21 protein-coding genes and 1 pseudogene are annotated in these 20,370 nt (G+C 62.5%); 20 read left to right on the forward strand and 2 right to left on the reverse strand.

Going from position 1 to position 20,370, the window contains the following annotated elements; translation table 11 throughout:
• Positions 1–115 precede the first annotated feature (115 nt).
• The 8 genes from sbnA (at position 116) to PI93_RS02440 (ending at position 8,725) form a co-directional block, all read left to right on the forward strand.
• Complete coding sequence (gene sbnA, locus PI93_RS02405; RefSeq protein ID WP_080758973.1) at positions 116–1,177, forward strand: 2,3-diaminopropionate biosynthesis protein SbnA; 1,062 nt, start codon at positions 116–118, stop codon at positions 1,175–1,177.
• The gene (gene sbnB, locus PI93_RS02410) at positions 1,174–2,226 is read left to right on the forward strand and encodes a 2,3-diaminopropionate biosynthesis protein SbnB (protein ID WP_039365461.1); all 1,053 of its coding nucleotides are present in this window, start codon (positions 1,174–1,176) and stop codon (positions 2,224–2,226) included. Before sbnA ends, sbnB begins: the two co-directional genes overlap by 4 nt.
• The gene (locus PI93_RS02415) at positions 2,223–3,692 is read left to right on the forward strand and encodes an adenylosuccinate synthetase (protein WP_039365463.1); all 1,470 of its coding nucleotides are present in this window, start codon (positions 2,223–2,225) and stop codon (positions 3,690–3,692) included. The genes sbnB and PI93_RS02415 overlap by 4 nt, the downstream gene beginning before the upstream one ends.
• Positions 3,685–4,647 (forward strand): diiron oxygenase, encoded by a 963-nt coding sequence (locus tag PI93_RS02420; RefSeq protein ID WP_080758974.1) that lies wholly within the window; start codon positions 3,685–3,687, stop codon positions 4,645–4,647. Before PI93_RS02415 ends, PI93_RS02420 begins: the two co-directional genes overlap by 8 nt.
• A gap of 121 nt (positions 4,648–4,768) precedes the next feature.
• Complete coding sequence (locus PI93_RS02425; RefSeq protein ID WP_158453251.1) at positions 4,769–5,815, forward strand: ornithine carbamoyltransferase; 1,047 nt, start codon at positions 4,769–4,771, stop codon at positions 5,813–5,815.
• A 170-nt stretch (positions 5,816–5,985) separates the two neighbouring features.
• On the forward strand, positions 5,986–7,074 hold the full coding sequence (locus PI93_RS02430) for a threonine synthase (protein ID WP_159372149.1): 1,089 nt from the start codon (positions 5,986–5,988) through the stop codon (positions 7,072–7,074).
• On the forward strand, positions 7,071–8,027 hold the full coding sequence (locus tag PI93_RS02435; protein WP_039365468.1) for an FAD-dependent oxidoreductase: 957 nt from the start codon (positions 7,071–7,073) through the stop codon (positions 8,025–8,027). Before PI93_RS02430 ends, PI93_RS02435 begins: the two co-directional genes overlap by 4 nt.
• Positions 8,028–8,080: 53 nt before the next feature.
• A complete protein-coding gene (locus PI93_RS02440; protein WP_039365470.1) occupies positions 8,081–8,725 on the forward strand; it encodes a flavin reductase family protein in 645 nt (214 codons plus the stop codon).
• Here PI93_RS02440 and PI93_RS02445 read toward each other — a convergent pair.
• Entirely contained in the window at positions 8,676–9,503 is an 828-nt protein-coding gene (locus tag PI93_RS02445) for an autoinducer binding domain-containing protein (protein WP_052240333.1), read from the reverse strand. The genes PI93_RS02440 and PI93_RS02445 overlap by 50 nt on opposite strands.
• 590 nt (positions 9,504–10,093) lie before the next feature.
• On the opposite strand from PI93_RS02445, the gene PI93_RS02450 reads away from it, so the two are divergent.
• From PI93_RS02450 to PI93_RS02475, 7 genes and pseudogenes are all read left to right on the forward strand, one after another.
• Positions 10,094–10,567 (forward strand): DUF2244 domain-containing protein, encoded by a 474-nt coding sequence (locus PI93_RS02450; RefSeq protein WP_039365472.1) that lies wholly within the window; start codon positions 10,094–10,096, stop codon positions 10,565–10,567.
• A gap of 41 nt (positions 10,568–10,608) precedes the next feature.
• Positions 10,609–11,835, forward strand: a pseudogene (coxB, locus tag PI93_RS02455) (cytochrome c oxidase subunit II); the annotation flags it as partial.
• Positions 11,836–11,873: 38 nt separating this feature from the next.
• Positions 11,874–13,466, forward strand: a complete 1,593-nt coding sequence (ctaD, locus tag PI93_RS02460) for a cytochrome c oxidase subunit I (RefSeq protein WP_039365476.1) — start codon at positions 11,874–11,876, stop codon at positions 13,464–13,466.
• Positions 13,467–13,468: 2 nt separating this feature from the next.
• Positions 13,469–13,588, forward strand: a complete 120-nt coding sequence (locus PI93_RS24765; protein ID WP_224785919.1) for a cytochrome oxidase small assembly protein — start codon at positions 13,469–13,471, stop codon at positions 13,586–13,588.
• A gap of 104 nt (positions 13,589–13,692) precedes the next feature.
• Positions 13,693–14,310, forward strand: a complete 618-nt coding sequence (locus PI93_RS02465) for a cytochrome c oxidase assembly protein (RefSeq protein ID WP_052240335.1) — start codon at positions 13,693–13,695, stop codon at positions 14,308–14,310.
• Positions 14,303–14,524: a DUF2970 domain-containing protein gene (locus tag PI93_RS02470; RefSeq protein ID WP_039365478.1), complete on the forward strand. Its 222-nt coding sequence runs from the start codon at positions 14,303–14,305 to the stop codon at positions 14,522–14,524. The genes PI93_RS02465 and PI93_RS02470 overlap by 8 nt, the downstream gene beginning before the upstream one ends.
• A 39-nt stretch (positions 14,525–14,563) precedes the next feature.
• On the forward strand, positions 14,564–15,424 hold the full coding sequence (locus PI93_RS02475; protein WP_039365480.1) for a cytochrome c oxidase subunit 3: 861 nt from the start codon (positions 14,564–14,566) through the stop codon (positions 15,422–15,424).
• A 260-nt stretch (positions 15,425–15,684) separates the two neighbouring features.
• On the opposite strand, the gene PI93_RS02480 is transcribed toward PI93_RS02475, so the two are convergent.
• Positions 15,685–15,888 (reverse strand): twin transmembrane helix small protein, encoded by a 204-nt coding sequence (locus PI93_RS02480; protein WP_023597799.1) that lies wholly within the window; start codon positions 15,886–15,888, stop codon positions 15,685–15,687.
• A gap of 135 nt (positions 15,889–16,023) precedes the next feature.
• Between PI93_RS02480 and PI93_RS02485 the strand changes: the two genes are divergently transcribed.
• The 5 genes from PI93_RS02485 to PI93_RS02505 all read left to right on the forward strand — a co-directional run bounded on the left by PI93_RS02485 (position 16,024) and on the right by PI93_RS02505 (position 20,314).
• Positions 16,024–16,749: an SURF1 family protein gene (locus tag PI93_RS02485; RefSeq protein WP_080758978.1), complete on the forward strand. Its 726-nt coding sequence runs from the start codon at positions 16,024–16,026 to the stop codon at positions 16,747–16,749.
• A gap of 7 nt (positions 16,750–16,756) precedes the next feature.
• Positions 16,757–17,389, forward strand: a complete 633-nt coding sequence (locus tag PI93_RS02490) for an SCO family protein (protein WP_039365486.1) — start codon at positions 16,757–16,759, stop codon at positions 17,387–17,389.
• 75 nt (positions 17,390–17,464) lie between these two features.
• On the forward strand, positions 17,465–18,652 hold the full coding sequence (locus tag PI93_RS02495) for a COX15/CtaA family protein (protein WP_039365488.1): 1,188 nt from the start codon (positions 17,465–17,467) through the stop codon (positions 18,650–18,652).
• Positions 18,653–18,670: 18 nt separating this feature from the next.
• On the forward strand, positions 18,671–19,576 hold the full coding sequence (cyoE, locus tag PI93_RS02500) for a heme o synthase (protein ID WP_039365491.1): 906 nt from the start codon (positions 18,671–18,673) through the stop codon (positions 19,574–19,576).
• Between the two features lie 135 nt (positions 19,577–19,711).
• The gene (locus tag PI93_RS02505) at positions 19,712–20,314 is read left to right on the forward strand and encodes an SCO family protein (RefSeq protein WP_039365493.1); all 603 of its coding nucleotides are present in this window, start codon (positions 19,712–19,714) and stop codon (positions 20,312–20,314) included.
• Positions 20,315–20,370 lie beyond the last annotated feature (56 nt).

Below are 20,370 nucleotides of genomic sequence, written 5' to 3' on the forward strand. Positions count from 1 at the left end.
GCGTGCATGAGCGAAGACGTTTGCGGATCGCATTCACTTCACTGCACCACGCCATTGCGTCGCCTTCGGGCGGGACTTCGGGAGGTGGGCTGTGAGGCATGAGCACGAAACGTGGGTGGCACCGCCGCAGGCTGGGCCCGAAGCCTGCGAGAGCATGCGCGACGGATTGCCGTTGCGCGTCGGTGGGGCGTTCCTGCAACCGACGGCGCCGGTCTTCACTGCTATCGATGGCTTGTGTCCCGCCACGGTGCATCTCAAGCTGGAAGGACTGAATCCGGCAGGTTCCATCAAGCTCAAAACTGCGCTTCAACTGATCGAGGATCTGGAAGCGACGGGACGCATTTGCGCGAACACGCAGATCGTCGAATCGTCGTCCGGAAACCTCGGCGTGGCGTTGGCGATGGTCTGTGCGAATCGTGGCTATCGATTCACTTGCGTGACCGACCCCAATACGTCGCGTCAGGCCATCCGGGCCATGCAGGCGGCAGGTGCCCGTGTGGTTCGCGTTGAGCGTCGCGATTCGCAGGGCGGCTACCTCGGCACGCGCATCGAGTGGATTCGGGAGCAAGTAGCGCGTGATGCGCGATGGGTATGGGTCAATCAATATGCCAGCCCGGGCAATTGGCGGGCGCACTACCGTTGGACAGCGCCTGAAATCTTCTCGGCCTATCCCGATGTCGGCCATCTGTTCGTCGGCGCAGGTACGACCGGCACCTTGATTGGGTGCTTGCGTTACGTGCGAGCGCATCGACTGCCAACGCGTGTCATCGCGGTCGATGCCGTCGGCTCGGTCACGTTCGGCGGCTCGCCGGGTCCGCGACGTATACCTGGGCTGGGGACAAGCTGCCGGCCGGCGTTGTGTGAATCGCTGGATGCCGAGCCGCCTGACGCCATCGTCCATGTCCCCGAAGCGGAAACGATGCGGATGTGCCGCCGTCTGGCCGCGCGAGGTCTTTTGGCGGGCGGGTCTACGGGGAGTGTGCTGCGTGCCGTACAGATGTTGTCGGTGGATATTGCGGCCAGCGACACGGTGGTCGCCATTGCCCCGGACATGGGGGACAAGTATCTGGACACTCTTTACGACCCCGACTGGGCCGCCGCCTACGTCGACAACGGTTCCGACGTGGCTGGCGGAGCGCCTCACAACCTCGACACCGTGAGTTCCTCATTGCCATGAACGCTTTACCGATACCGCAATTTCGCGTGTTTACCGGCGAGCAGATTGACGCCGCCCTCGCGCAAGACAAGTCTGCTGTCCTCGATACGGTCGAGGCGGCATATCGCGCCCACAACGCCGGGCGCACGGTGAATCCGGAAAGTCAGTTTCTCCGATTTCCCGATGGACAACGCAATCGCATCATCGCGTTGCCTGCGCACATTCGCGATCGCGATGGAGAAGGCGAGGGCGTGACGGGCATCAAGTGGATCTCAAGCTTTCCCGAAAACATCGAGCGGGGCATGCCTCGCGCATCGGCGGTGCTGATTCTGAATGACCCGGTGACCGGCTATCCGATGGCGTGCATGGAAGCGAGCATCATCAGCGCGGCGCGCACGGCGGCGAGTGCGATCAGTGCATTGCGCTGCCTCGCGGGCAATGCGTTTGCCACGGGCGAAACATCGTCGAGCGGCTTGCGTGTGGCATTCGTCGGTGCGGGCGTTATCGCGCGTCATGTTGCCGAGTGTCTGCCACTCGCAACGCTGCCGATCAGCGAAGTGAGGGTGCACGATCTGCACCACGATTACGCCATGTCGCTCGCCACTCGCATCGGGATGCACCTCGCCTACGAGGCCCGCCCGGAGGCGTCACTCGAAGCCACGATTCGCGAGTCGGATGTCATCGTGCTTACCACCACGGCGGCATCACCATATCTCGACAATCCCGATTGGTTCTCGCATTGCCCGATCGTGCTGCACCTCTCGCTGCGCGACCTCGCGCCCGCAGTCGTTCTCGCATCCCACAACGTGGTGGATGACATCGACCACTGCCTGCGGGCCATGACGTCGCTGCATCTTACGGAAGCCGAGACCGGCCACCGGCGCTTCGTGACGACATCGCTGCCGCATCTGCTGTGTGGCGGCGAGCCACCGGTGCGCGACCGGCCAATCGTGTTTTCACCCTTCGGACTGGGCATTCTCGATATTGCCGTTGGACGCTGGGTCTACGACCGGCTGGCGGCGCAGCAAGCCCCGGTTCCCCGATTTTTCTACGATATGCAACGCGCATGACCTCCGTATCTTCCAGCCCCTCGCTTCACCCCGCTCACCTCGCTTCGGATCGCGCAGAAGGTTTCGCCGACGTCCTCGTCGGCCTGCAATACGGCGACGAAGGCAAGGCGAAAATCATCGACGCGCTTGCGCCCGGTTATGACGTCATCGCCCGGTTCAATGGTGGGGCCAACGCGGGACACACCATCGACACCCCGTCCGGTCGCATTGCGCTCAAGCAATTGCCATCTGGCGTATTTCATCCACACGCAACGCTGTACATCGGGTCAGGGTGTGCCATCAATCCGTGGAAGCTGGTCGACGAGATCGAACAGTTGCGCGAGATGGGCGTTTCGCTCGAAGGCCGCTTGCGCATCAGCGCACGCGCGGCACTCGTGCAGCCGCACCATATCGCGATGGACCGACGTGGAAGCGGCACGATCGGCACCACGGGCAACGGCATCGGGCCGTGCTACGCGGATCGCGCGATGCGCATACGCAACGAAACACGCGTCAACCTGATGCTCGGCGATCTGCTGACGAACGAGACGGACACCGTCGCCTCAATGCGAAATGTATTCACTCGCATGATCAACGCCGAGGGTGGCACGTCCCCGTGGATCGCAGAGATGTCGGACATGTTCCTGAGTCTGCCGAGGGTCACGGAGACCTTGCGGGGTTACATCGAGTCGGATCGTGGATGGCTGACGGATCGAGTGCGGGGCGGTGCCAACGTGCTGTTCGAAGGCGCGCAGTCGGTGCTGCTCGATGTTGTCGACGGTAGCCAGCCGTTTGTGACGTCGAGCCACACCGTGCCGGCCTACGCGTATGTGGGGGGCGATCTGTCGCCGAAGTATCACCGTCGAACGATTGGTGTGGCGAAGGCCATCATGTCGCGCGTCGGGCGAGGTCCGTTTCCTTCCGAGTTGGGAGGCGAGCGTTCGGCGCAGTACTGTCACGACGCGTCGCAGGCGAGCGTTGGTGCTGCGCATGAGCAGGTGCGCCATTCGCCGGATCAGCTATTGCGCTCCAGCGATCCTTTCGATGTCGGCACGGCGCTTCGTATGCTGACGGGCGAGTACGGCACAGGGACCGGCCGACCACGCCGGATCGGCATGCTGGACCTCGCGCAACTGCGAGACGTCGTCAAGGCGCACGGGGTGGACTGCGTCTACCTCAACAAAGTCGACTGTCTGTCGCACTATTTTCATTCGGCGTATCAAGGCATACCGATGCGTGTCCATCGCGATGTATTGTCGGATCATGTCATGCCGGATGTGCTGATCTATCCCGGATTGAACGAACGTTCGCTCGCGCTTGGCCGCGAGGGAACGCTCGATGCCGCGATGCATGGCTTCGTCGACTTCGTTGAGCGGCACATCGGTGCGCCGTTGGCCGGCATCGGACTTGGGCCGGAAAGGTCGAGTCTGATTTCGCTGACCGCGCATCAACTCGCGCCTGTTGCTGCGGCGTCGTCTCATGTCTGACCCAAATCCGTCGAACGGTGAGAGGCGCCCGCTTGGCAGCGGAAGCGCGCCCGATCATGGGCAACGGCCGTGGCAGGACGTTGCGGTCGTCACTCGCCGTGCGGCGGAGACACCGTTCCCGCCATTGTTACCGGATCAGTTGTTCTTCAACGTGGCACTGATGCCCTATGCCACGCACCCGCTGGTTTGTGCGCTTGGACAGGCAGCCCGGCAGCAATTGAGCGCGTTACGGTTAGCGGACTACCTGAACAAGACGGAGCGCGTGGAATTGCACATCGTCAATCGGGCCGTCGAAGCGATACTCAATATGCCGGGTATCGCCTCGGTCAGCCGCGACGATCTGTTGGCGATCTACACGGACGAGGGTTTTCACACGTGGATGATGGAACGCTTCCGCAGGCGTCTGCTGTGCCATACGGGGTATTCGCTGACGCAAGGTGCGTCATTGAGCGTTGCGCGCGTGCTTGCATTGTGCGAGACGGTGCCGGCGACACATCGGGAGATGGCCATCGTGGCAGCAGCGTCGGTGACCGAGACGCTCATTACCGGCACGCTGCGTCGGGCGGGCGCCTGCGACGACGTGTATCCACCCGTGCGCGAACTGCTGGCCGATCATGCCGCGGACGAGATGCGACATCAGGCGGCATTTGTCCGATTTGTGAGCGAGTGGGTGCCGTTGCTGTCGCCCGGTGAACGTGCGTCGCTCAATGCCCTCCTGCCCGATCTCATGACGGCGTTTCTTGCCCCCGAATTGCCCGTGTGGCGAGACCACTTGTGCTTGATCGGGCTCGATGAAGCCGACGCCGACCTTGTGATCCGGGAGAGTATCGATCCGCTGCAAGTGGGTGTGCAGATGATGGAGGCGGCACTTGTGCCACGACGTCTGTTCGAGCGATTGGGCATGACATGTGCCGAACGCTTCGCGCAGCAGGCGAGCCGCTGGCGTCCTCCCTGAGTGTGCGTCGCCCATCGTGCGCCGAGGGCGACGGCAGGTGTGCATGCCGGCAAATCTCAAGCGCGACAGACGGCGTGGTGCTGTCTGCGAACCATCATTGAGAAACGACCAGGAGAGATGTGTGACTTGTCCCTGGCTAGCCCCCGATCTGACCATGAGTGCAGCGGACTATCGTGCCCTGCTCGACGCGGCCCTGTCGTTCAAGCGCCGATATCCGCAACACACGGAAGGGGCGTTGCGCGGTCGAACGATCTACTTCCTCTTCTATAACGCCTCACTGCGCACGCGCAGCAGCTTCCAAACCGGACTGTCGAGAATGGGCGGGCACGCCATTGTGCTCGATCCTCAGCACGGGATTTATACGCCCGCATTGCCGGAGGCAGAGATTCCCTATTCGACGGAGCGTGTCGCCGACGTGGCGAGGGTGCTCTCGTCCTATGGCGACGCGATTGCGATTCGCATGTACGGCGAGCCGGCCGGTTGGGTGTACGGCGCCGCGCATCGCCATCTCGAGGCGTTTTCGCAATGGAGCCAGGTGCCGGTGATCAACATGGAGTGCGATCGCTTTCACCCGTGTCAGGCGCTCGCCGACGTGATGACAATGCGTGAGCGACTCGGAGGCCTCACCGGGCGTCGGCTATGCATCAGTTGGGCCTATTCCGGAAGTTGGCACAAGCCCGTGGCAGTGCCGCAAAGTCTGCTGCTCGCGGCCGTGAAGACGGGGATGGACGTCACGCTCGCGCATCCGGCGTCGTTGGGTCTCGATCCGCAGGTCATGCAAGCCGCCACGCAGTTTGCCGAGCAGACGGGCGCACGTATCCGCGTGACGCACGATTTGCGCGATGGTGTGACCGATGCGCACGCCGTCTATGCCAAGTCGTGGTGCAGTCTTGGGCTCTTGCCGACGCGGCACGGCGACGCGGTCGACGAGATGGCCATGCGGGAGACTTTTGAGCGCCATCGGGATTGGCGCGTCGACGCCGACGTGATGCGTCTTGCCGCGCCGGACGCCGGGTATTTGCATTGCCTGCCCGCAGACCGGGGGCAGGAGGTGACGGACGATGTCATCGATGGTCCGTCGTCGTGGGTCTTTCAGCAAGCCGCCAACCGGCTTCATGCGCAGAACGCCGTGATGGCACATTTGCTGAACCCGGGGTGCCTCGCGTGACGTCGTGCTTCTCGTATCGCTATGCGTGTGTGAGATGCGCGACACCGCAGTCCTGGGGCGCAATTCGGTACCGATGCCATGTGTGCGGACAGAATTTGGGCATCCAACGCAAACCGAAGGGGGCGGTGCCGACAGCGGGCGACATCGTGAGCATGTTTCGCGGACGAGGCATGTGGCGATACCGTGCGCTCCTGCCCGTCGAGGCTCGCTGGGGGAGTCGACTGGTCGTCGGCGACACGCCGATGATCGATTGTGGCGACGATGGCGGAGTGAATCTCTGGGTGAAGGACGAGGCGCGCAATCCCAGCGGGTCGCTCAAGGATCGCGCCACCGAAGTGGTGCTGGCCGTCGCGAAGCGGGCCGGATGCTTGAATACGGTGGCGGCATCAACAGGCAATGCCGGTGCATCGTTGGCGTGTATTGCGGCCTCGCAAGGCATGGCGGCGACCGTTGTAGTCCCGGCCAGCACGCCGTTTGTCAAACTTGCCCAGATTCGTGCTTATGGCGCCAGGGTTTGCGAGGTCGACGGCACTTACGACGACGCGTTCGAGATCGCCGAGCGCATGGCCGATGAGGCCGGTGTGTGCTGCCGCAATACGGGGATCAACCCCTTCACGCGCGAAGGCAAGAAGACGTGCGCGTTCGAAATGGCCGAGGCGTTCGATTGGCGTGTGCCGGATTGGGTGGTGGTGCCAACGGGAGACGGCAACATTCTCTCCGGGATTGCGGCGGGATTCCTCGATCTGTACGCGTTGGGGATCACGTCAGCGGTGCCACGGCTACTCGCCGCGCAGGCGGATAGTTCAAACAGCATCACGCGGGACTGGCAAGCGGACGACGAAGGGACGGCTCTGCCGCAGTCGCCCACACTTGTCAGCCCCGAGACCGTGGCCGACAGCTTGTCGGTGAGCCGTCCACGCGATCATTTCGCGGCGCTTCACGCGTTGCGCGCCACGCGCGGTGTTTGCGTCGCGCTCGATGACGCGCGCATTCTCGCCGCGTCGCAAACGCTGGCGCAGCGCTTCGGCTTGTGGTTCGAGCCATCGACGGCCGCCGGGTATGCCGCATTGCATGCGTGTCTTGCCACCGGCCAGATTCAGCCCGGGGCGCGAGTCGTGTTGCTGGGTACGGGCACAGGGCTGAAAGCCCCACACGACTTTGACCGCGTGACACCGGGACACTTGCCGGATGAGGCGGGCGTCATGCCTCGTGGTATTCCCGAAGATCGCCGTTATTTCCGTGAGGAGGGACAGGCGTGACGCGGCAACGCATCATCGTGCTTGGCGCTGGGGTCAGCGGACTGACGACCGCCACGACGATGGCAATGGCCGGATGCGACGTCACCATCCGCGCGGCGGAAGGACCTGCGCAGACGACGTCGGCCCTCGCCGCTGCCATCTGGCATCCGTTCTATCAGGCGCCTGACTTCGTTTATCTCGAACGCGCCCGGCAGACTTACACGACGATGCATCGCTTGTCTGCCGACACGTCGTCGGGCGTTCTCATGCGAACGCTCACCGAGTACTTTCAACAGGACGCCGGAATGCCTTGGTGGGCGGAGTGCGCGAGCGACCTCAAGAGACTGCCGGACGCGGAGGTTCCGTCGCGCTTTGCCTGTGCGTATCGCATGTCTGTTCCCGTCGCCGACACGGCAGCTTACCTTCGCTATCTGATGCATATGTTCTTTGAGCTTGGCGGACAGTTCTTGCCGCAACGTATCGATGATCCGGCCTCACTCCTCGACGATGCCGACTACGTGGTGAATTGCTGCGGTTACGGCAGCCGGCAGTTCGGCGACGGCGAGTTGTCGTTGTCGCGGGCGATCGTGTTGCGTGCCCGGCGCGCCGCTGCTGTACGGGGCTGCTTCATCGATGACGCTGATCCGGCAGCGCCCACTTACATCGTGGAGCGAAGCCACGACATCGTCCTCGGCGGCACCGCCGACCCGGAACTGACATCGACCGTCATTGGGGTGCGACAAATCGAGGACATCGTGCGCCGTTGCACGCAACTCTGCGAAGGGGTGGCTGCGTTGCACGTGATCGATGCTCGCACCGGATTTCGGCCAATGCGTCGTGTCGCCCGCGTCGCATGCGACGAGCGGCACTCTCGGCTGATTCATAACTACGGTCACGGTGGCGGGGGTTTCACGCTGTCATGGGGCTGCGCCAACGACGTGTTGCGTCTGGCGGGCATGACACCGGCCAATTAACGTGTGGCGTGCCGGCAGCACGACTGCCGGGCATCGCCCCTCTGGGATGCGATATGGAACTGGACCCGGCAACGCTCGACGAAGCCAGCATCTACAACTTCATGATGAGTACGATCCTGCCGCGTCCCATCGCGTGGGTAAGTACGGTGGATGAGGACGGCCGTCCGAATCTCGCACCGTATGCGTACTTCATGGGGGTGTGTTGTGTGCCGATGACGGTATTGTTCTGCCCCGTCGTGCCGCCCGCGCCGAAGCAAAAGAAGGACACGTTGCGCAACGTCGAAGCGGTCCCCGAATTCGTCGTGAACGTGGCGAGCGTGTCGTGTATCGACGCTGTGAATCTCTCGGCAGCGCCGCTGCCCGCCGGCGAGTCGGAGTTCGACCTGACGGGCGTGACACCGGTGCCGTCATCGCGCGTGCGGCCGCCGCGTGTGCTCGAGGCCGCTGTGGCTTACGAGTGCCGGGTACGCGACATCATCGAGATTAGTGCTGCGCCGGGGGGCGGATGGGTCGTGCTTGGCACGGTGCTCGCGGCACATGTCGACGACGCATTGCTCGACCCCGTCACGCATCAGGTGGATTTGCAGGGGCTGAGGCCGGTTGGGCGTTTGGGGGGAGGGGCGTTTGTGAATGCCGCGAGCGATACCTTCACGTTGACGCGTTACAAGACGCTCGCAGATCTGGCCGCGCGCAAGTGACGACGTGCGGACCCGCCGAGGCGAAGTCGTCGAGCAACCCGTAATCGCTGGCGAGCTTCGCCGCGCGGTGACGGCTCGATACGTCGAACTTGCGCATGACGCTGCGCAAATGGAAGACGACGCCATGTTCGGAGATGGTGAGGATGCGACCGATCTCCCACGAGGTCTTGCCACGCGCGACCCAGCGCAGGCACTCGCGCTCGCGTGGCGTCAATACGGGGGCATCGTGACGCACGGCGTCGCGCTGCACGATGCGCCAAACGACCTCGTGCACATGCATGGCCAGCACCGCGCCGCCATGCTGTATCCACGCGTGTGCGCCGGGCGCGCGCGGGTGTCGGGGCGGATGACGTGGCGACGACAGACTCAAGGTCCCTGACGCGCCAGACGGCGTGAACACCGGATACGTGATGCCGGAGCGCAATCCTGCGGCGCGCTGGTCGCGAAGCAGTTGCCGGGCTTCGGGGGACGCGTACAACGACGGTATCCATTCAACGGGCGTGAGTCGCTGGCATGCGAGCGAGAGCACGGGGTCGATGCTCGCGTAATGTTGCGCGTCGTAACGTTTCTGCCATGCCTCGGGAAAATTGCCGAGTTGCGGCGTCGCGAGCTTTCCGCCCGGCAACGGGAAATGCCCTCGATAGTTGAAATAGCGCTGCCTGAGAGCGACGCACAACGACTGCAACAGAGTGCGCAAGGCATCGAAGTCGGTGACGGAGTGCAAGGCGCTCAGACCGTCGGCAAACGAGCGGGGAGTGACGCAACGCGTGGCACGCATGACATATCGATGTAGGGAACATGTTTCGCTTGTAGCATGCGTGATATCGACGCGCGCACCGACGCTCGCCGAGGGGACGCGCGCAGGGGATGAGAAGGTCCTTCGCAACGTCGTCGTAGCGCGTGGTCGCCGGGCGCGACATAACGTCGCATGCGACATCCCGCACAGCGTCTAGTGTTGATGGATATCGGACGAATCCCGCATCGCAGCGAAGGTGGCGTGGGGTGTGGCGCGCCGTGCGATTCGAGGCAGGCGCGTTTGACGATGGGAAGCTTCGTTCCCCGAGGCAGGGGTTTCGGGTATTCAGGACACCGCAACGAGTCGTGTCTTGTTGCGATGTGTCAAACCGGCGACGCATAGGGAGTATCCCGTAGACGCGCGCCTGTGGAGATTTCCGGCTAGGGGAATAACCGGATTTCCCTTTTGCATCAATGAGTTCAGGAGGATGCTATGACGCGTCAAATACTCGGTATCAATGTTGTCGCTTCGAGAATGCGCGTTCTATAATGCGGCAGTTTGTCGCGGCCCGGACGCAACTGGTTCCCGGCCGTCGGACATGAAAGACCCAAAATGCCCCACGGGTGACGGCGATGCTCGCAGCCTCTTCCTCCGACGTCGGATCGGTGACGAAGGAATGGACGCACAAGCGCAACTGCGCGATATCGCCGCGCCAGTTTGTCCTGTTCTACCTGTCGTTGGCCGCCGTGTCACTGGGTGTTGCCTTGATTGCGGCGTGGCGCGGTGGGTGGTTGGTCTTGCCGTTCACAGGCCTGGACTTGCTCGTGGTGGGCGTTGCGTTCGTCATTCATGCCCGGCATGCCACAGATTACGAGGTCATTCGGTTGTCGCCCGTGAGCCTTGTGGTCGAGCAACGTTCAGCACAGAGGTTGACGCAGTACGAGTTCAATCCCCGCTGGGTACGCATCGACATCGAAACGCCGCCACGCACGCGCATTGTCTTGCGCTCGGGTAGCCGCTCGGTCACCGTCGGTGCCTATCTTGCGCCGCATCGCCGCGAAACGTTTGCGCGCGAGCTGCGCCGTTGTCTTGCCCAAGAGGCCTGAGAGATGGAGACGATCTCGGGCGACCGCCAGGGAGGATTTGGATGGTAATTTTGGGTAAGGAAGCTATGAAAAAAACGAAACATGCCTTGGCGGCTTTCCTTGCGGGCGCCTCACTGCTCGCCGTCGCTCCGGCAATGGCGGCGGTCACGGATATGCCGGGGGGGCCGGCCGTCAACGAACTCAACTTCCAGCCGCCGGTCACGAAACTTGCGGAAGAGCTTCACAGCCTTCACACCATGATGCTGATCATCTGTCTGGTGATCTTCATCGGTGTGTTCGGTGTGATGTTCTATTCGATTTTCAAACACCGCAAATCGAAGGGCCATCAACCCGCGAATTTCCATGAAAGCACCACGGTCGAGGTGATCTGGACGGTCGTACCGTTCATCATCGTGATTCTGATGGCGCTGCCCGCCACGAAAACCGTGGTGGCGATGAAGGACACGACCAACGCCGACATCACGATCAAGGTGACCGGCTACCAGTGGAAGTGGGGCTACGACTACCTGAAGGGCGAAGGCGAGGGCATCAAGTTCCTCTCTACGCTGAGCACGCCGCGCAGCCAGATCGACGGCCAGGAGGCGAAGAGCAACACGTATCTGCAGGAAGTCGACAACCCGATGGTCGTGCCGGTCAACAAGAAGGTGCGTCTCATCACGACGGCCAACGACGTCATCCACTCGTTCTACGTGCCCGCCTTCGGGATCAAGCAAGACGCGATTCCGGGCTTCGTGCGCGACACGTGGTTCAAGGCAGAGAAGGTCGGCGAGTATCGCGGCTTCTGTACCGAGCTGTGCGGCAAGGAGCACGCGTACATGCCGGTCGTGGTGAAGGTGGTCTCGGAAGACGATTACAACAAATGGGTCGATACGCAGAAGAAGCAGATGGCGGCATCGGCCGACGATCCGAACAAGACATACACCGTGCAGGAACTGATGGAGCGCGGTCAGAAAGTCTACGCATCGAATTGCGCGGTTTGCCACCAGCCGAACGGTAAGGGCGGCGGTGCATTCCCGGCACTCGATGGCGGCAAGATCGTGACCGGCCCGGTGGCCGACCACATCAGTATCGTGCTGCACGGCAAGAATGCGATGCCCAACTGGTCGCATCTGAACGATGTAGAGCTTGCGGCCGTCATCACGTTCGAGCGCAACTCGTGGAGCAACAAGACCGGTGACATCGTTCAGCCGGCGCAGGTGCGCGACGCGCGTGGCAACAAGTCGGCAAACGCCGCAGGGGCTGCCGACGCTGGCGCAGCGAAGAACAGTTAAGTGCCGTTCGACCAGTTCGAGGAAGGAGATTGGGTATGAGTTCCATCGCTCACGATCACGTGGCGGGTCACGACGATCACGCGCACGACCATCCGCATGGATGGCGTCGCTGGCTGTTCGCGACGAATCACAAGGACATCGGCACGATGTACATGATTTTCTCGTTTGTCATGCTGCTCTCGGGCGGCGTGATGGCGTTGATGATCCGTGCGGAATTGTTCGAACCGGGCCTGCAGTTCATTCGTCCGGAGTTTTTCAATCAGCTCACCACCATGCACGGCCTGGTGATGATTTTCGGCGCGATCATGCCGGCGTTCGTGGGCTTCGCGAACTGGATGATTCCGCTGCAGATCGGCGCGTCGGACATGGCCTTCGCGCGGATGAACAACTTCAGCTTCTGGCTGCTGCCGGTGGGCGGTCTGCTGCTGATCTCGTCCTTCCTCGTGCCGGGCGGCGCCACGGCAGCCGGCTGGACGATGTACGCGCCGCTGTCGGTGCAGATGGGCCCGGGGCAGGATCTGGCCATCTTCGGTGCGCACATTCTGGGTGCGTCGTCGATCATGGGCGCGATCAACATCATCGTGACCATTCTGAACATGCGCGCACCGGGCATGACGCTCATGAAGATGCCGATGTTCGTGTGGACGTGGCTGATCACCGCCTATCTGCTCATCGCCGTGATGCCGGTGCTTGCCGGCGCGATCACGATGCTGCTCACGGACCGTCACTTCGGCACGTCGTTCTTCAACGCGGCGGGCGGCGGCGATCCGGTCATGTATCAGCACATCTTCTGGTTCTTCGGACACCCGGAGGTGTACATCATGATTCTGCCGGCGTTCGGGATCGTCTCGCAGGTGATTCCGGCGTTCTCGCGCAAACCGCTGTTCGGCTATAGCTCGATGGTGTACGCCACGGCATCGATCGCGATTCTGTCGTTCATGGTGTGGGCGCACCACATGTTCGTGACGGGCATGCCGGTCACGGGCCAGCTCTTCTTCATGTACGCCACGATGCTGATCTCGGTGCCGACCGGCGTGAAGGTCTTCAACTGGGTTGCCACGATGTGGAAGGGCTCGCTCACGTTCGAGTCGCCGATGCTCTTCGCCGTCGGCTTCCTGTTCGTGTTCACGATGGGCGGTTTCACCGGCCTGATTCTCTCGCTGGCGCCGCTCGACATCCAGATGCACGGCACTTACTACGTGGTGGCGCACTTCCACTACGTGTTAGTGGCCGGTTCACTATTCGCACTCTTCTCAGGGTTCTATTACTGGGTGCCGAAGTGGACAGGTCACATGTACAACGAGTGGCGCGGCAAGTTCCACTTCTGGGGCTCGCTCATCACGTTCAACGTGACGTTCTTCCCGATGCACTTCCTGGGACTGGCCGGTATGCCGCGTCGTTATGCCGACTACCCCGCGCAGTTCACGGACTTCAACCAGATCGCGACGATTGGCGCGTTCGGTTTTGGCCTGATGCAGGTGTACTTCCTGTTCTTCGTCGCGATTCCGACGTGGCGCGGTGGCCCGGCCGCCGAAGCCAAGCCGTGGGATGGCGCAGAAGGTCTGGAGTGGACAGTGCCGAGCCCGGCGCCGTTCCACACGTTCGAGACGCCGCCGAAGGTGCATTGAACATGGCAGCCAGGCACGAACAGCGAGCGAAGAACCTGCGCACGGGGCTGATTCTCGCCTCGGTCGTGGCGGTCTTCTTCGTCGGTGTGATGATCAAGACCAAGTTGATGGGCGGTATCTGACCCGGAAGCCTCGCCGTCGCGGCGGGGCGCCCGGCAGCAGGCTCACGGCAGCGGAAGCAATGCAGCGCAACAGGCGGCACTGAGCGAGTGCCCTCAAGGCGAATATGGGCGGTTTGCGACGAATCAATGTGCGTACCTTCAGCAAGTTGCTGCTGCTGGTCGCGGTGATGTTCGGTTTCGGCTATGCCATGGTGCCGTTCTACCGCGCATTCTGCGATCTTGTGGGCATCAACCAGTTGGGCGATCGCACGACCGAGATTTCGGCGCGCAATTCGCAGGTCGACGAGAGCCGCACGATCACCGTCGAGTTCGATGCCAACGCGCAGGGACCGCTGCGTTTCAAGCCGGCGAAGAGCAGCCTGACGGTGCACCCCGGCGAGATCGCGACCATCGAGTACGAAGTGGCGAATCAGCAACCGCACGAGGTGCGTGCGCAGGCGATCCCGAGTTACGCCCCGGCGCAGGCGGCGAGCTACTTCAAGAAGATCGAGTGCTTCTGTTTCACGCAGCAAACGCTGCGGGCCGGAGAGGCCAAGGAATTCCCGGTGGTCTTCGTGGTGGACACGAAGCTGCCCAAAGATGTGAATACGATCACGCTGTCCTATACTTTTTTCGATCTCGGCAAGAACGACGCCAATCAGCGCGCAGACGCCAAGGCGGGCGCGCAGAACGGTGAGTTGAACGCAGGAGCGACAGGAGGGGGCAAGGGCAGCAATGGATGACCTGAAGGAGGCGACCCAGCGCAAGCTGTCATTCGTCCAGACCATCAAGGCGGTGTTCTGGTCGTTTTTCGGTGTGCGCAAGGGGCGTGACCACGACCGCGATATGGCGCAGCTCAATCCTGTGCATCTGATCATTGCGGGACTGGTCGGGGGCATCCTGTTTGTCGTGGCGCTGGTGCTGTTGGCGAAGCTCGCCATACGGCTCGCGACGTGAATGGCATAGACAAAGAGAACCAAGCCTGGAGAGATAAGAATGAGTGGTCAACACCAAACGGCGCCTTACTACTTCGTGCCGGCCCCCTCGCGTCACCCGGTGAGCTGCAGTGTCGGCTTGCTGGTGGTGCTCGGTTCGGCCGCCGCGTGGGTCAACGGTCTATCGTGGGCACCGTGGACGGCGCTGGCCGGCCTGCTGTGGGTGCTTTGGGTGCTGCGCAGCTGGTTCGGCGACTCGATCGCCGAGTCCGAAGGCGGGCTGTACGGCAAACGCATCGACGTGTCCTATCGCTGGGGCATGAGCTGGTTCATCTTCTCCGAGGTGATGTTCTTCGCGGCCTTTTTCGGCGCCCTGTTCTACGCCCGCACGCTGGCCATGCCGTGGCTCGGCGATCTCGACAACAAGCTGCTGTGGCCGGACTTCACCGCTGTGTGGCCCAACGCCGGCCCGGCCGGCGTGGTCGACGCCTTCGAGACGATGGGCCCGTGGCCGATCCCGACGCTCAACACAGCACTGCTGCTGACCTCGGGCGTCACGCTCACGATCTCGCACCACGCCTTGCGCGCCAACCATCGTGGCAGTGCGATCTTCTGGCTGTTCGCCACGGTGGTGCTGGGCTTCGTCTTCCTGGGCTTCCAGGCTTACGAATACCACCACGCTTACACCGAACTGAACCTGAAGCTCACCTCGGGCGTGTACGGCTCGACGTTCTTCCTGCTCACCGGCTTCCACGGCTTCCACGTGATGTTGGGCGCGATCATGCTCAGCGTCATGCTGATTCGCCTGATGAAGGGCCACTTCACGCCGGAGCATCACTTCGGTTTTGAAGGCGCCGCCTGGTATTGGCACTTTGTCGACGTGGTCTGGCTGGGCCTGTACGTCGTGGTCTACTGGCTCTGACGTCGAACGCGGCAAGACACTCGGGACGCCGCCGGATTCCGGCGGCGTTTCCATTTGCAGCGGCCGTCGTCAACCGATAGGGCAGTAGGGGCTTTGCGGGGGAAAGCGGTGGACGGGCCGCGCAATGCGGCCTTATGTCGCACAGCCGAGTGCCACGCCGGAAGTCGCGGCACCGAGCGATGACGACAGGCGTCACAGGGATCGGGGACGGACAGTGAGGATGAGGTGCGGCGATTTGTCGCAGGAGGGCGGCGCGGGACTCAGTATCGTATGCCCGTGCTGTGGATCCAGCCCATCCAGTTGGCGAACAGGATGAGCAGGAACAGCGTCACCGACAGGCCGACGCGCACCATGAGCGAATGCACGGTGCGATTCGATCGGCCCTTGTCCCGCATCATGAAAAACAATGCGGACGCCAGACTGCCAAGAATCAGGACGAAGGCGATGGCAACAATGATGCGCATGATCTGTCCGATGACGGGAATTCGTCATTATCGGGCAACGGACACGCGCTGGCACGCTGCAATGCAGTGTATTGCGCCAGTGTTCATTGCGCTGCCAGACAAGGAATGCACGTGTTGAAAACTCTCATGCGCGGCATGCGGCCGGTACCGGCGCTGCTGATTCTGCTGGGCGTGATGCTCACCGCAGCGCTCGGCGTGTGGCAGTATCAGCGCGCACAGATGCGTCTGGCACGGCAGGCGCAGATCGAGCAGGCCGAACATGCACCGGTGATCACGCTCGGCGCGCAGACTTATGCGCTGGGGGATGTGGCGAACCGGCGCGTGCGTGTCACGGGCCGCTTTCTGCGCAATCGCGTGGTGTATCTGGATAATCGACCGCGCAACGACCAGCCCGGCTTTTACGTGGTGATGGCATTGCAGACGGCACCGGACCATGTGGTGCTCGTCAATCGTGGATGGCTGCCGCGCGATTTGCGCGATCGCGCCGCGATCATGCCCTATGCGACCCCGGCGGGCGACGTCACCATCGAAGGTCTCGCGCAGCCCGATGCGTCGCGTGCCTTCGAGTTGGGCCATGGCGGCTCGGCGGCGGGGTTGGTCATTCGTCAGAATCTCGATGTGGCAGATTACGCGCGCGAAACGTCGCTGCCGCTACAACCGTTTGTCGTCATGCAGACGAACGACACAGGCGATCATCTGCTGCGCGACTGGCCTGCGCCGGCGAACGGCGCGGATCGCAATTATGGATACATGGCGCAATGGTTCGGCATGTCGCTGATCCTTGCGTTGCTGGGTTTGCGTCTGGCCTATCGGCGCGGACGCCGGCTGGCGACAGCCACCGACCCTTTCACGCGGGCATGAGGCGAACATGAGTACAGAAGTGAGTGCCGGACGCACGGGGAACCCCGCCATCGATCCGATGCAACGACGCCGGGCGAGGCGCATGCTGGTGCTGCTGTTCGTGGTGTGTGCGGCGCCGGCAGTGGCGGCGTATCTGATGTATTTCGTCTTCAAGCCGCAGGGTGGCACGTCGGCCTACGGGAAGCTGATCGAACCGCAGCGGCCGCTGCCCGCGCTGGTGGTGCGCGACGACGAGACGGGCGCGACGCTGCCGTTGTCGTCGCTCAAGGGCAAGTGGCTGATGATCAGCGCCGATACGGCAGCCTGTGACGAGAATTGCGTGAGCAAGCTCTTCTACATGCGGCAGATCCGTGTGTTGCAGGGCAATGAGCGAACGCGTGTCGAAACCCTGTGGCTGGTGACCGACGATGCCCCGGTGGCCGACAAACTCGATGCGGCGTATGAAGACACGCGTCGCCTGCGGGCCGACCCGGTCGCACTGGCGTCGTGGCTGCCCACACAGGACGGCACCGGCCTGCGCGACCACATCTATCTGGTCGATCCGTTGGGCAACCTGATGATGGCGTTCCCGAAGAACGCCGATCCGGGCAAGATCAAGAGCGATCTGTCGCGACTGCTCAAGTGGTCGGGGACGGGTTGAGGGGCACGCCCCGCAATGTAGACGAGACCGCGCGCGTTGGCGCACGGGACATGACGAAGAACTGACGTAAAACCGATGCTTTACCTTCTGGAACTGGGCTTCATCGGCCTGTGTATTGCGGTACTGCCGCTCGCCTGGGTGCTATTGCGCCGGGATGCGAACAAGTACCGCAAACTGGCCTGGGTGACGACCTTTCTCACGCTTGATCTGATCATGTTCGGCGGTTTCACGCGGCTCACGGACTCGGGCCTCGGGTGCCCCGACTGGCCGGGTTGCTATGGCACGTCGTCGCCGTTTGCCGCGCACGCGGACATCCACGCCGCGCAGTCCATGCTGCCGACCGGTCCGGTGACGTTCGTCAAAGCGTGGATCGAGATGATCCATCGGTACTTCGCCATGTCGGTGGGCGTACTCATCATCGTGCTGATGGTGATGGCCTGGGTGAAGCGACGCGAACTGAAGCAGTCGCCCTGGCTCGCGACATGGCTTTTCCTTCTCGTGTGTGTGCAGGGCGCGTTCGGCGCATGGACCGTCACGATGAAACTTCAGCCGGTGATCGTCACCACACATTTGATGTTGGCGCTTACTCTGCTAGGGTCGCTTGCCTGGCTGGCATCGCGTCAGATGCCGCTTGCGAGTGTTGCGGCGGATCCGGGGGCGCTGCGCTGGCGTTGGGCGGCGCTGATCGGACTGGCGCTGCTGGTGTTCCAGATTGCGCTCGGTGGCTGGGTGAGTACCAACTACGCCGTGCTGGCGTGTACCGAGTTCCCCACCTGTCAGGGGCAGTGGGTGCCGCCGATGGACTTTCACAACGGCTTCAAGCTTTGGCGCGAGCTGGGCAAGACAGCCGGTGGCGAAGTGATTCCGATGGACGCGCTCGTGGCGATCCATTGGGTACACCGGACGTTTGCGGTGGTGGTCGTGGCGTATCTGGCGTGGTTGGCGATCCAGCTGCGGCGTCATGCCACGCTCAGAAAACCGTCTATTCTGGTATTGATGCTGGTGTTCGTGCAATTCGCGACGGGATTGTCGAACATCGTTTTCCAATGGCCGCTGCTCAACGCTATCGCTCATAACGGCGGGGCGGCCGTCCTGCTGCTGCTGCTCGTTATGTTAAACTACCGCATTCGCGCCGCTAGAACGGCGGCGTCCATTGCGGCCGGCCTGACAGATCAGGCAGACCTTCCGGCCCGCCAGAAGCCCCTCCCGTCAGCGGAGTCGGCTACCGAACCACTCGCTGGCGCCCCGACTGGCTCGGCATAGCGCATTGCCTCTGAGTGTATGAAAAGCACGACCCTTCCCCATCCGCCGTCTAGCCGTATCGCACAATACTGGGCGTTGACCAAGCCCCGTGTGACGCAGCTCGCCGTCTTCTGCGCCGTTATCGGCATGTTCCTGTCCACGCGCGGCATGGTGCCGTGGCAGGTGCTGATCGGTGGCACCATCGGTATCTGGCTCCTCGCCGGCTCCGCCTTTGCTGTGAACTGCCTGATCGAACAACGCGTCGACGCGCTCATGCGCCGAACGGCGTGGCGTCCCTCCGCGCGCGGCGAGATTGCCCCGTGGCAGATCATCGTCTTCTCGACGATTCTGGGCGCGGCCGGCATGGTGGTGCTCTACACGTTCACCAACGCGCTCACGATGTGGCTCACGCTGGCCACGTTCGTCGGCTATGCGCTGATCTACACCATCATCCTCAAGCCTTCCACGCCGCAGAACATCGTGATCGGCGGTGCGTCGGGGGCGATGCCGCCGGCACTCGGCTGGGCCGCCGCCACCGGCGCCGTGCCTGCCGATGCGTGGATTCTGGTGCTCATCATCTTCGTCTGGACGCCGCCGCACTTCTGGGCGCTCGCGCTCTACCGCCGTCAGGATTATGTGAATTCGGGCCTGCCGATGCTGCCGATCACGCACGGCGAGAAGTACACGCGTCTGCAGATCCTGCTTTACAGCGTGGTGCTGTTCGCCGTGTCGCTGCTGCCGTTCGCCCATCGGATGAGCGGGTATCTGTATCTGGTCTCGGCGGTGGTGCTCTCGGGCATCTTCCTGGGCTATGCGGTCAAACTGTGGCGTCACTATTCCGACGAGCTCTCGCGTTCGATGTTCCGCTACTCGATCGTCTACCTGTCGCTGCTGTTCGCGGCACTGCTGATCGATCATTACGTTCAGATTTTCCTGCTCGGCTGACGCCGGGCGGTCACGGGGCGGCGTCGGCCGCCGTGGTGTGAGTCACGAAGACAGGCGCGTTACGGTATTCTTGGCCGGCGCGCCTGTTGTATTTTCGGAAGCCATTTTTTCCATACGTTCTGGGGTCATTCGTTCATGAATCTCGCTGTCATCTGGTTGCGTCGTGCGATGTTGTTGATGGGACTCACCGTGCTGCTCGCCGCGTGTGGCAAGGCAGGACCGTCGTTCCAGAGCCTGGATATCACCGGAAACAAGGAGTTCGCGCAGGACTTCTCGTTGCAGGACCCGCAAGGCAAGACACGCACGCTCGCCGACTACAAAGGCCGCGCGGTCGTCATGTTCTTCGGTTACACGCATTGCCCCGACGTCTGCCCGACCACGATGGCAGAACTCAATCAGGTCATGCAGAAGCTCGGTACGGATGCGCAACGCGTCCAGGTGCTCTTCGTGACCGTCGATCCGCAACGCGACACGGCGGAACTGATGGGCCAGTACGTGCCGGCGTTCAACCCGGCGTTCGTCGGCCTGCGCCCGGCCGACGAGGCGGCGCTCAAGGAAGTCACGAAGTCGTTCCGCGTGGTGGTCAACAAGGTGGAAGGCTCGACGCCGAACAACTACACCATCGATCACACCGCCGGTATCTATGTCTTCGATCCGAACGGTCAGTTGCGCCTGTTCATGCGCCCGGACGAACCGGTCGATGCGATGGCCAAGGATTTGCAGACGTTGCTGAGCTGAATGCGTTGAGTCGCAGGACAGGCGGTTGCAGCACAAAAAAATCGCGCCCCACGGGG

Source organism: Pandoraea fibrosis (genome assembly GCF_000807775.2).
GTDB classification, from domain to species: domain Bacteria; phylum Pseudomonadota; class Gammaproteobacteria; order Burkholderiales; family Burkholderiaceae; genus Pandoraea; species Pandoraea fibrosis.

Coding starts and splice junctions, on each gene's coding strand:
- sbnB (WP_039365461.1), top strand. CDS start 1,174: ATGAACGCTTTACCGATACCGCAATTTCGCGTGTTTACCGGCGAGCAG.
- PI93_RS02415 (WP_039365463.1), top strand. CDS start 2,223: ATGACCTCCGTATCTTCCAGCCCCTCGCTTCACCCCGCTCACCTCGCT.
- PI93_RS02420 (WP_080758974.1), top strand. CDS start 3,685: ATGTCTGACCCAAATCCGTCGAACGGTGAGAGGCGCCCGCTTGGCAGC.
- PI93_RS02430 (WP_159372149.1), top strand. CDS start 5,986: ATGTGGCGATACCGTGCGCTCCTGCCCGTCGAGGCTCGCTGGGGGAGT.
- PI93_RS02440 (WP_039365470.1), top strand. CDS start 8,081: ATGGAACTGGACCCGGCAACGCTCGACGAAGCCAGCATCTACAACTTC.
- PI93_RS02445 (WP_052240333.1), bottom strand. CDS start 9,503: ATGCGTGCCACGCGTTGCGTCACTCCCCGCTCGTTTGCCGACGGTCTG.
- PI93_RS02450 (WP_039365472.1), top strand. CDS start 10,094: ATGCTCGCAGCCTCTTCCTCCGACGTCGGATCGGTGACGAAGGAATGG.
- ctaD (WP_039365476.1), top strand. CDS start 11,874: ATGAGTTCCATCGCTCACGATCACGTGGCGGGTCACGACGATCACGCG.
- PI93_RS24765 (WP_224785919.1), top strand. CDS start 13,469: ATGGCAGCCAGGCACGAACAGCGAGCGAAGAACCTGCGCACGGGGCTG.
- PI93_RS02465 (WP_052240335.1), top strand. CDS start 13,693: ATGGGCGGTTTGCGACGAATCAATGTGCGTACCTTCAGCAAGTTGCTG.
- PI93_RS02470 (WP_039365478.1), top strand. CDS start 14,303: ATGGATGACCTGAAGGAGGCGACCCAGCGCAAGCTGTCATTCGTCCAG.
- PI93_RS02475 (WP_039365480.1), top strand. CDS start 14,564: ATGAGTGGTCAACACCAAACGGCGCCTTACTACTTCGTGCCGGCCCCC.
- PI93_RS02480 (WP_023597799.1), bottom strand. CDS start 15,888: ATGCGCATCATTGTTGCCATCGCCTTCGTCCTGATTCTTGGCAGTCTG.
- PI93_RS02485 (WP_080758978.1), top strand. CDS start 16,024: ATGCGGCCGGTACCGGCGCTGCTGATTCTGCTGGGCGTGATGCTCACC.
- PI93_RS02490 (WP_039365486.1), top strand. CDS start 16,757: ATGAGTACAGAAGTGAGTGCCGGACGCACGGGGAACCCCGCCATCGAT.
- PI93_RS02495 (WP_039365488.1), top strand. CDS start 17,465: ATGCTTTACCTTCTGGAACTGGGCTTCATCGGCCTGTGTATTGCGGTA.
- cyoE (WP_039365491.1), top strand. CDS start 18,671: ATGAAAAGCACGACCCTTCCCCATCCGCCGTCTAGCCGTATCGCACAA.
- PI93_RS02505 (WP_039365493.1), top strand. CDS start 19,712: ATGAATCTCGCTGTCATCTGGTTGCGTCGTGCGATGTTGTTGATGGGA.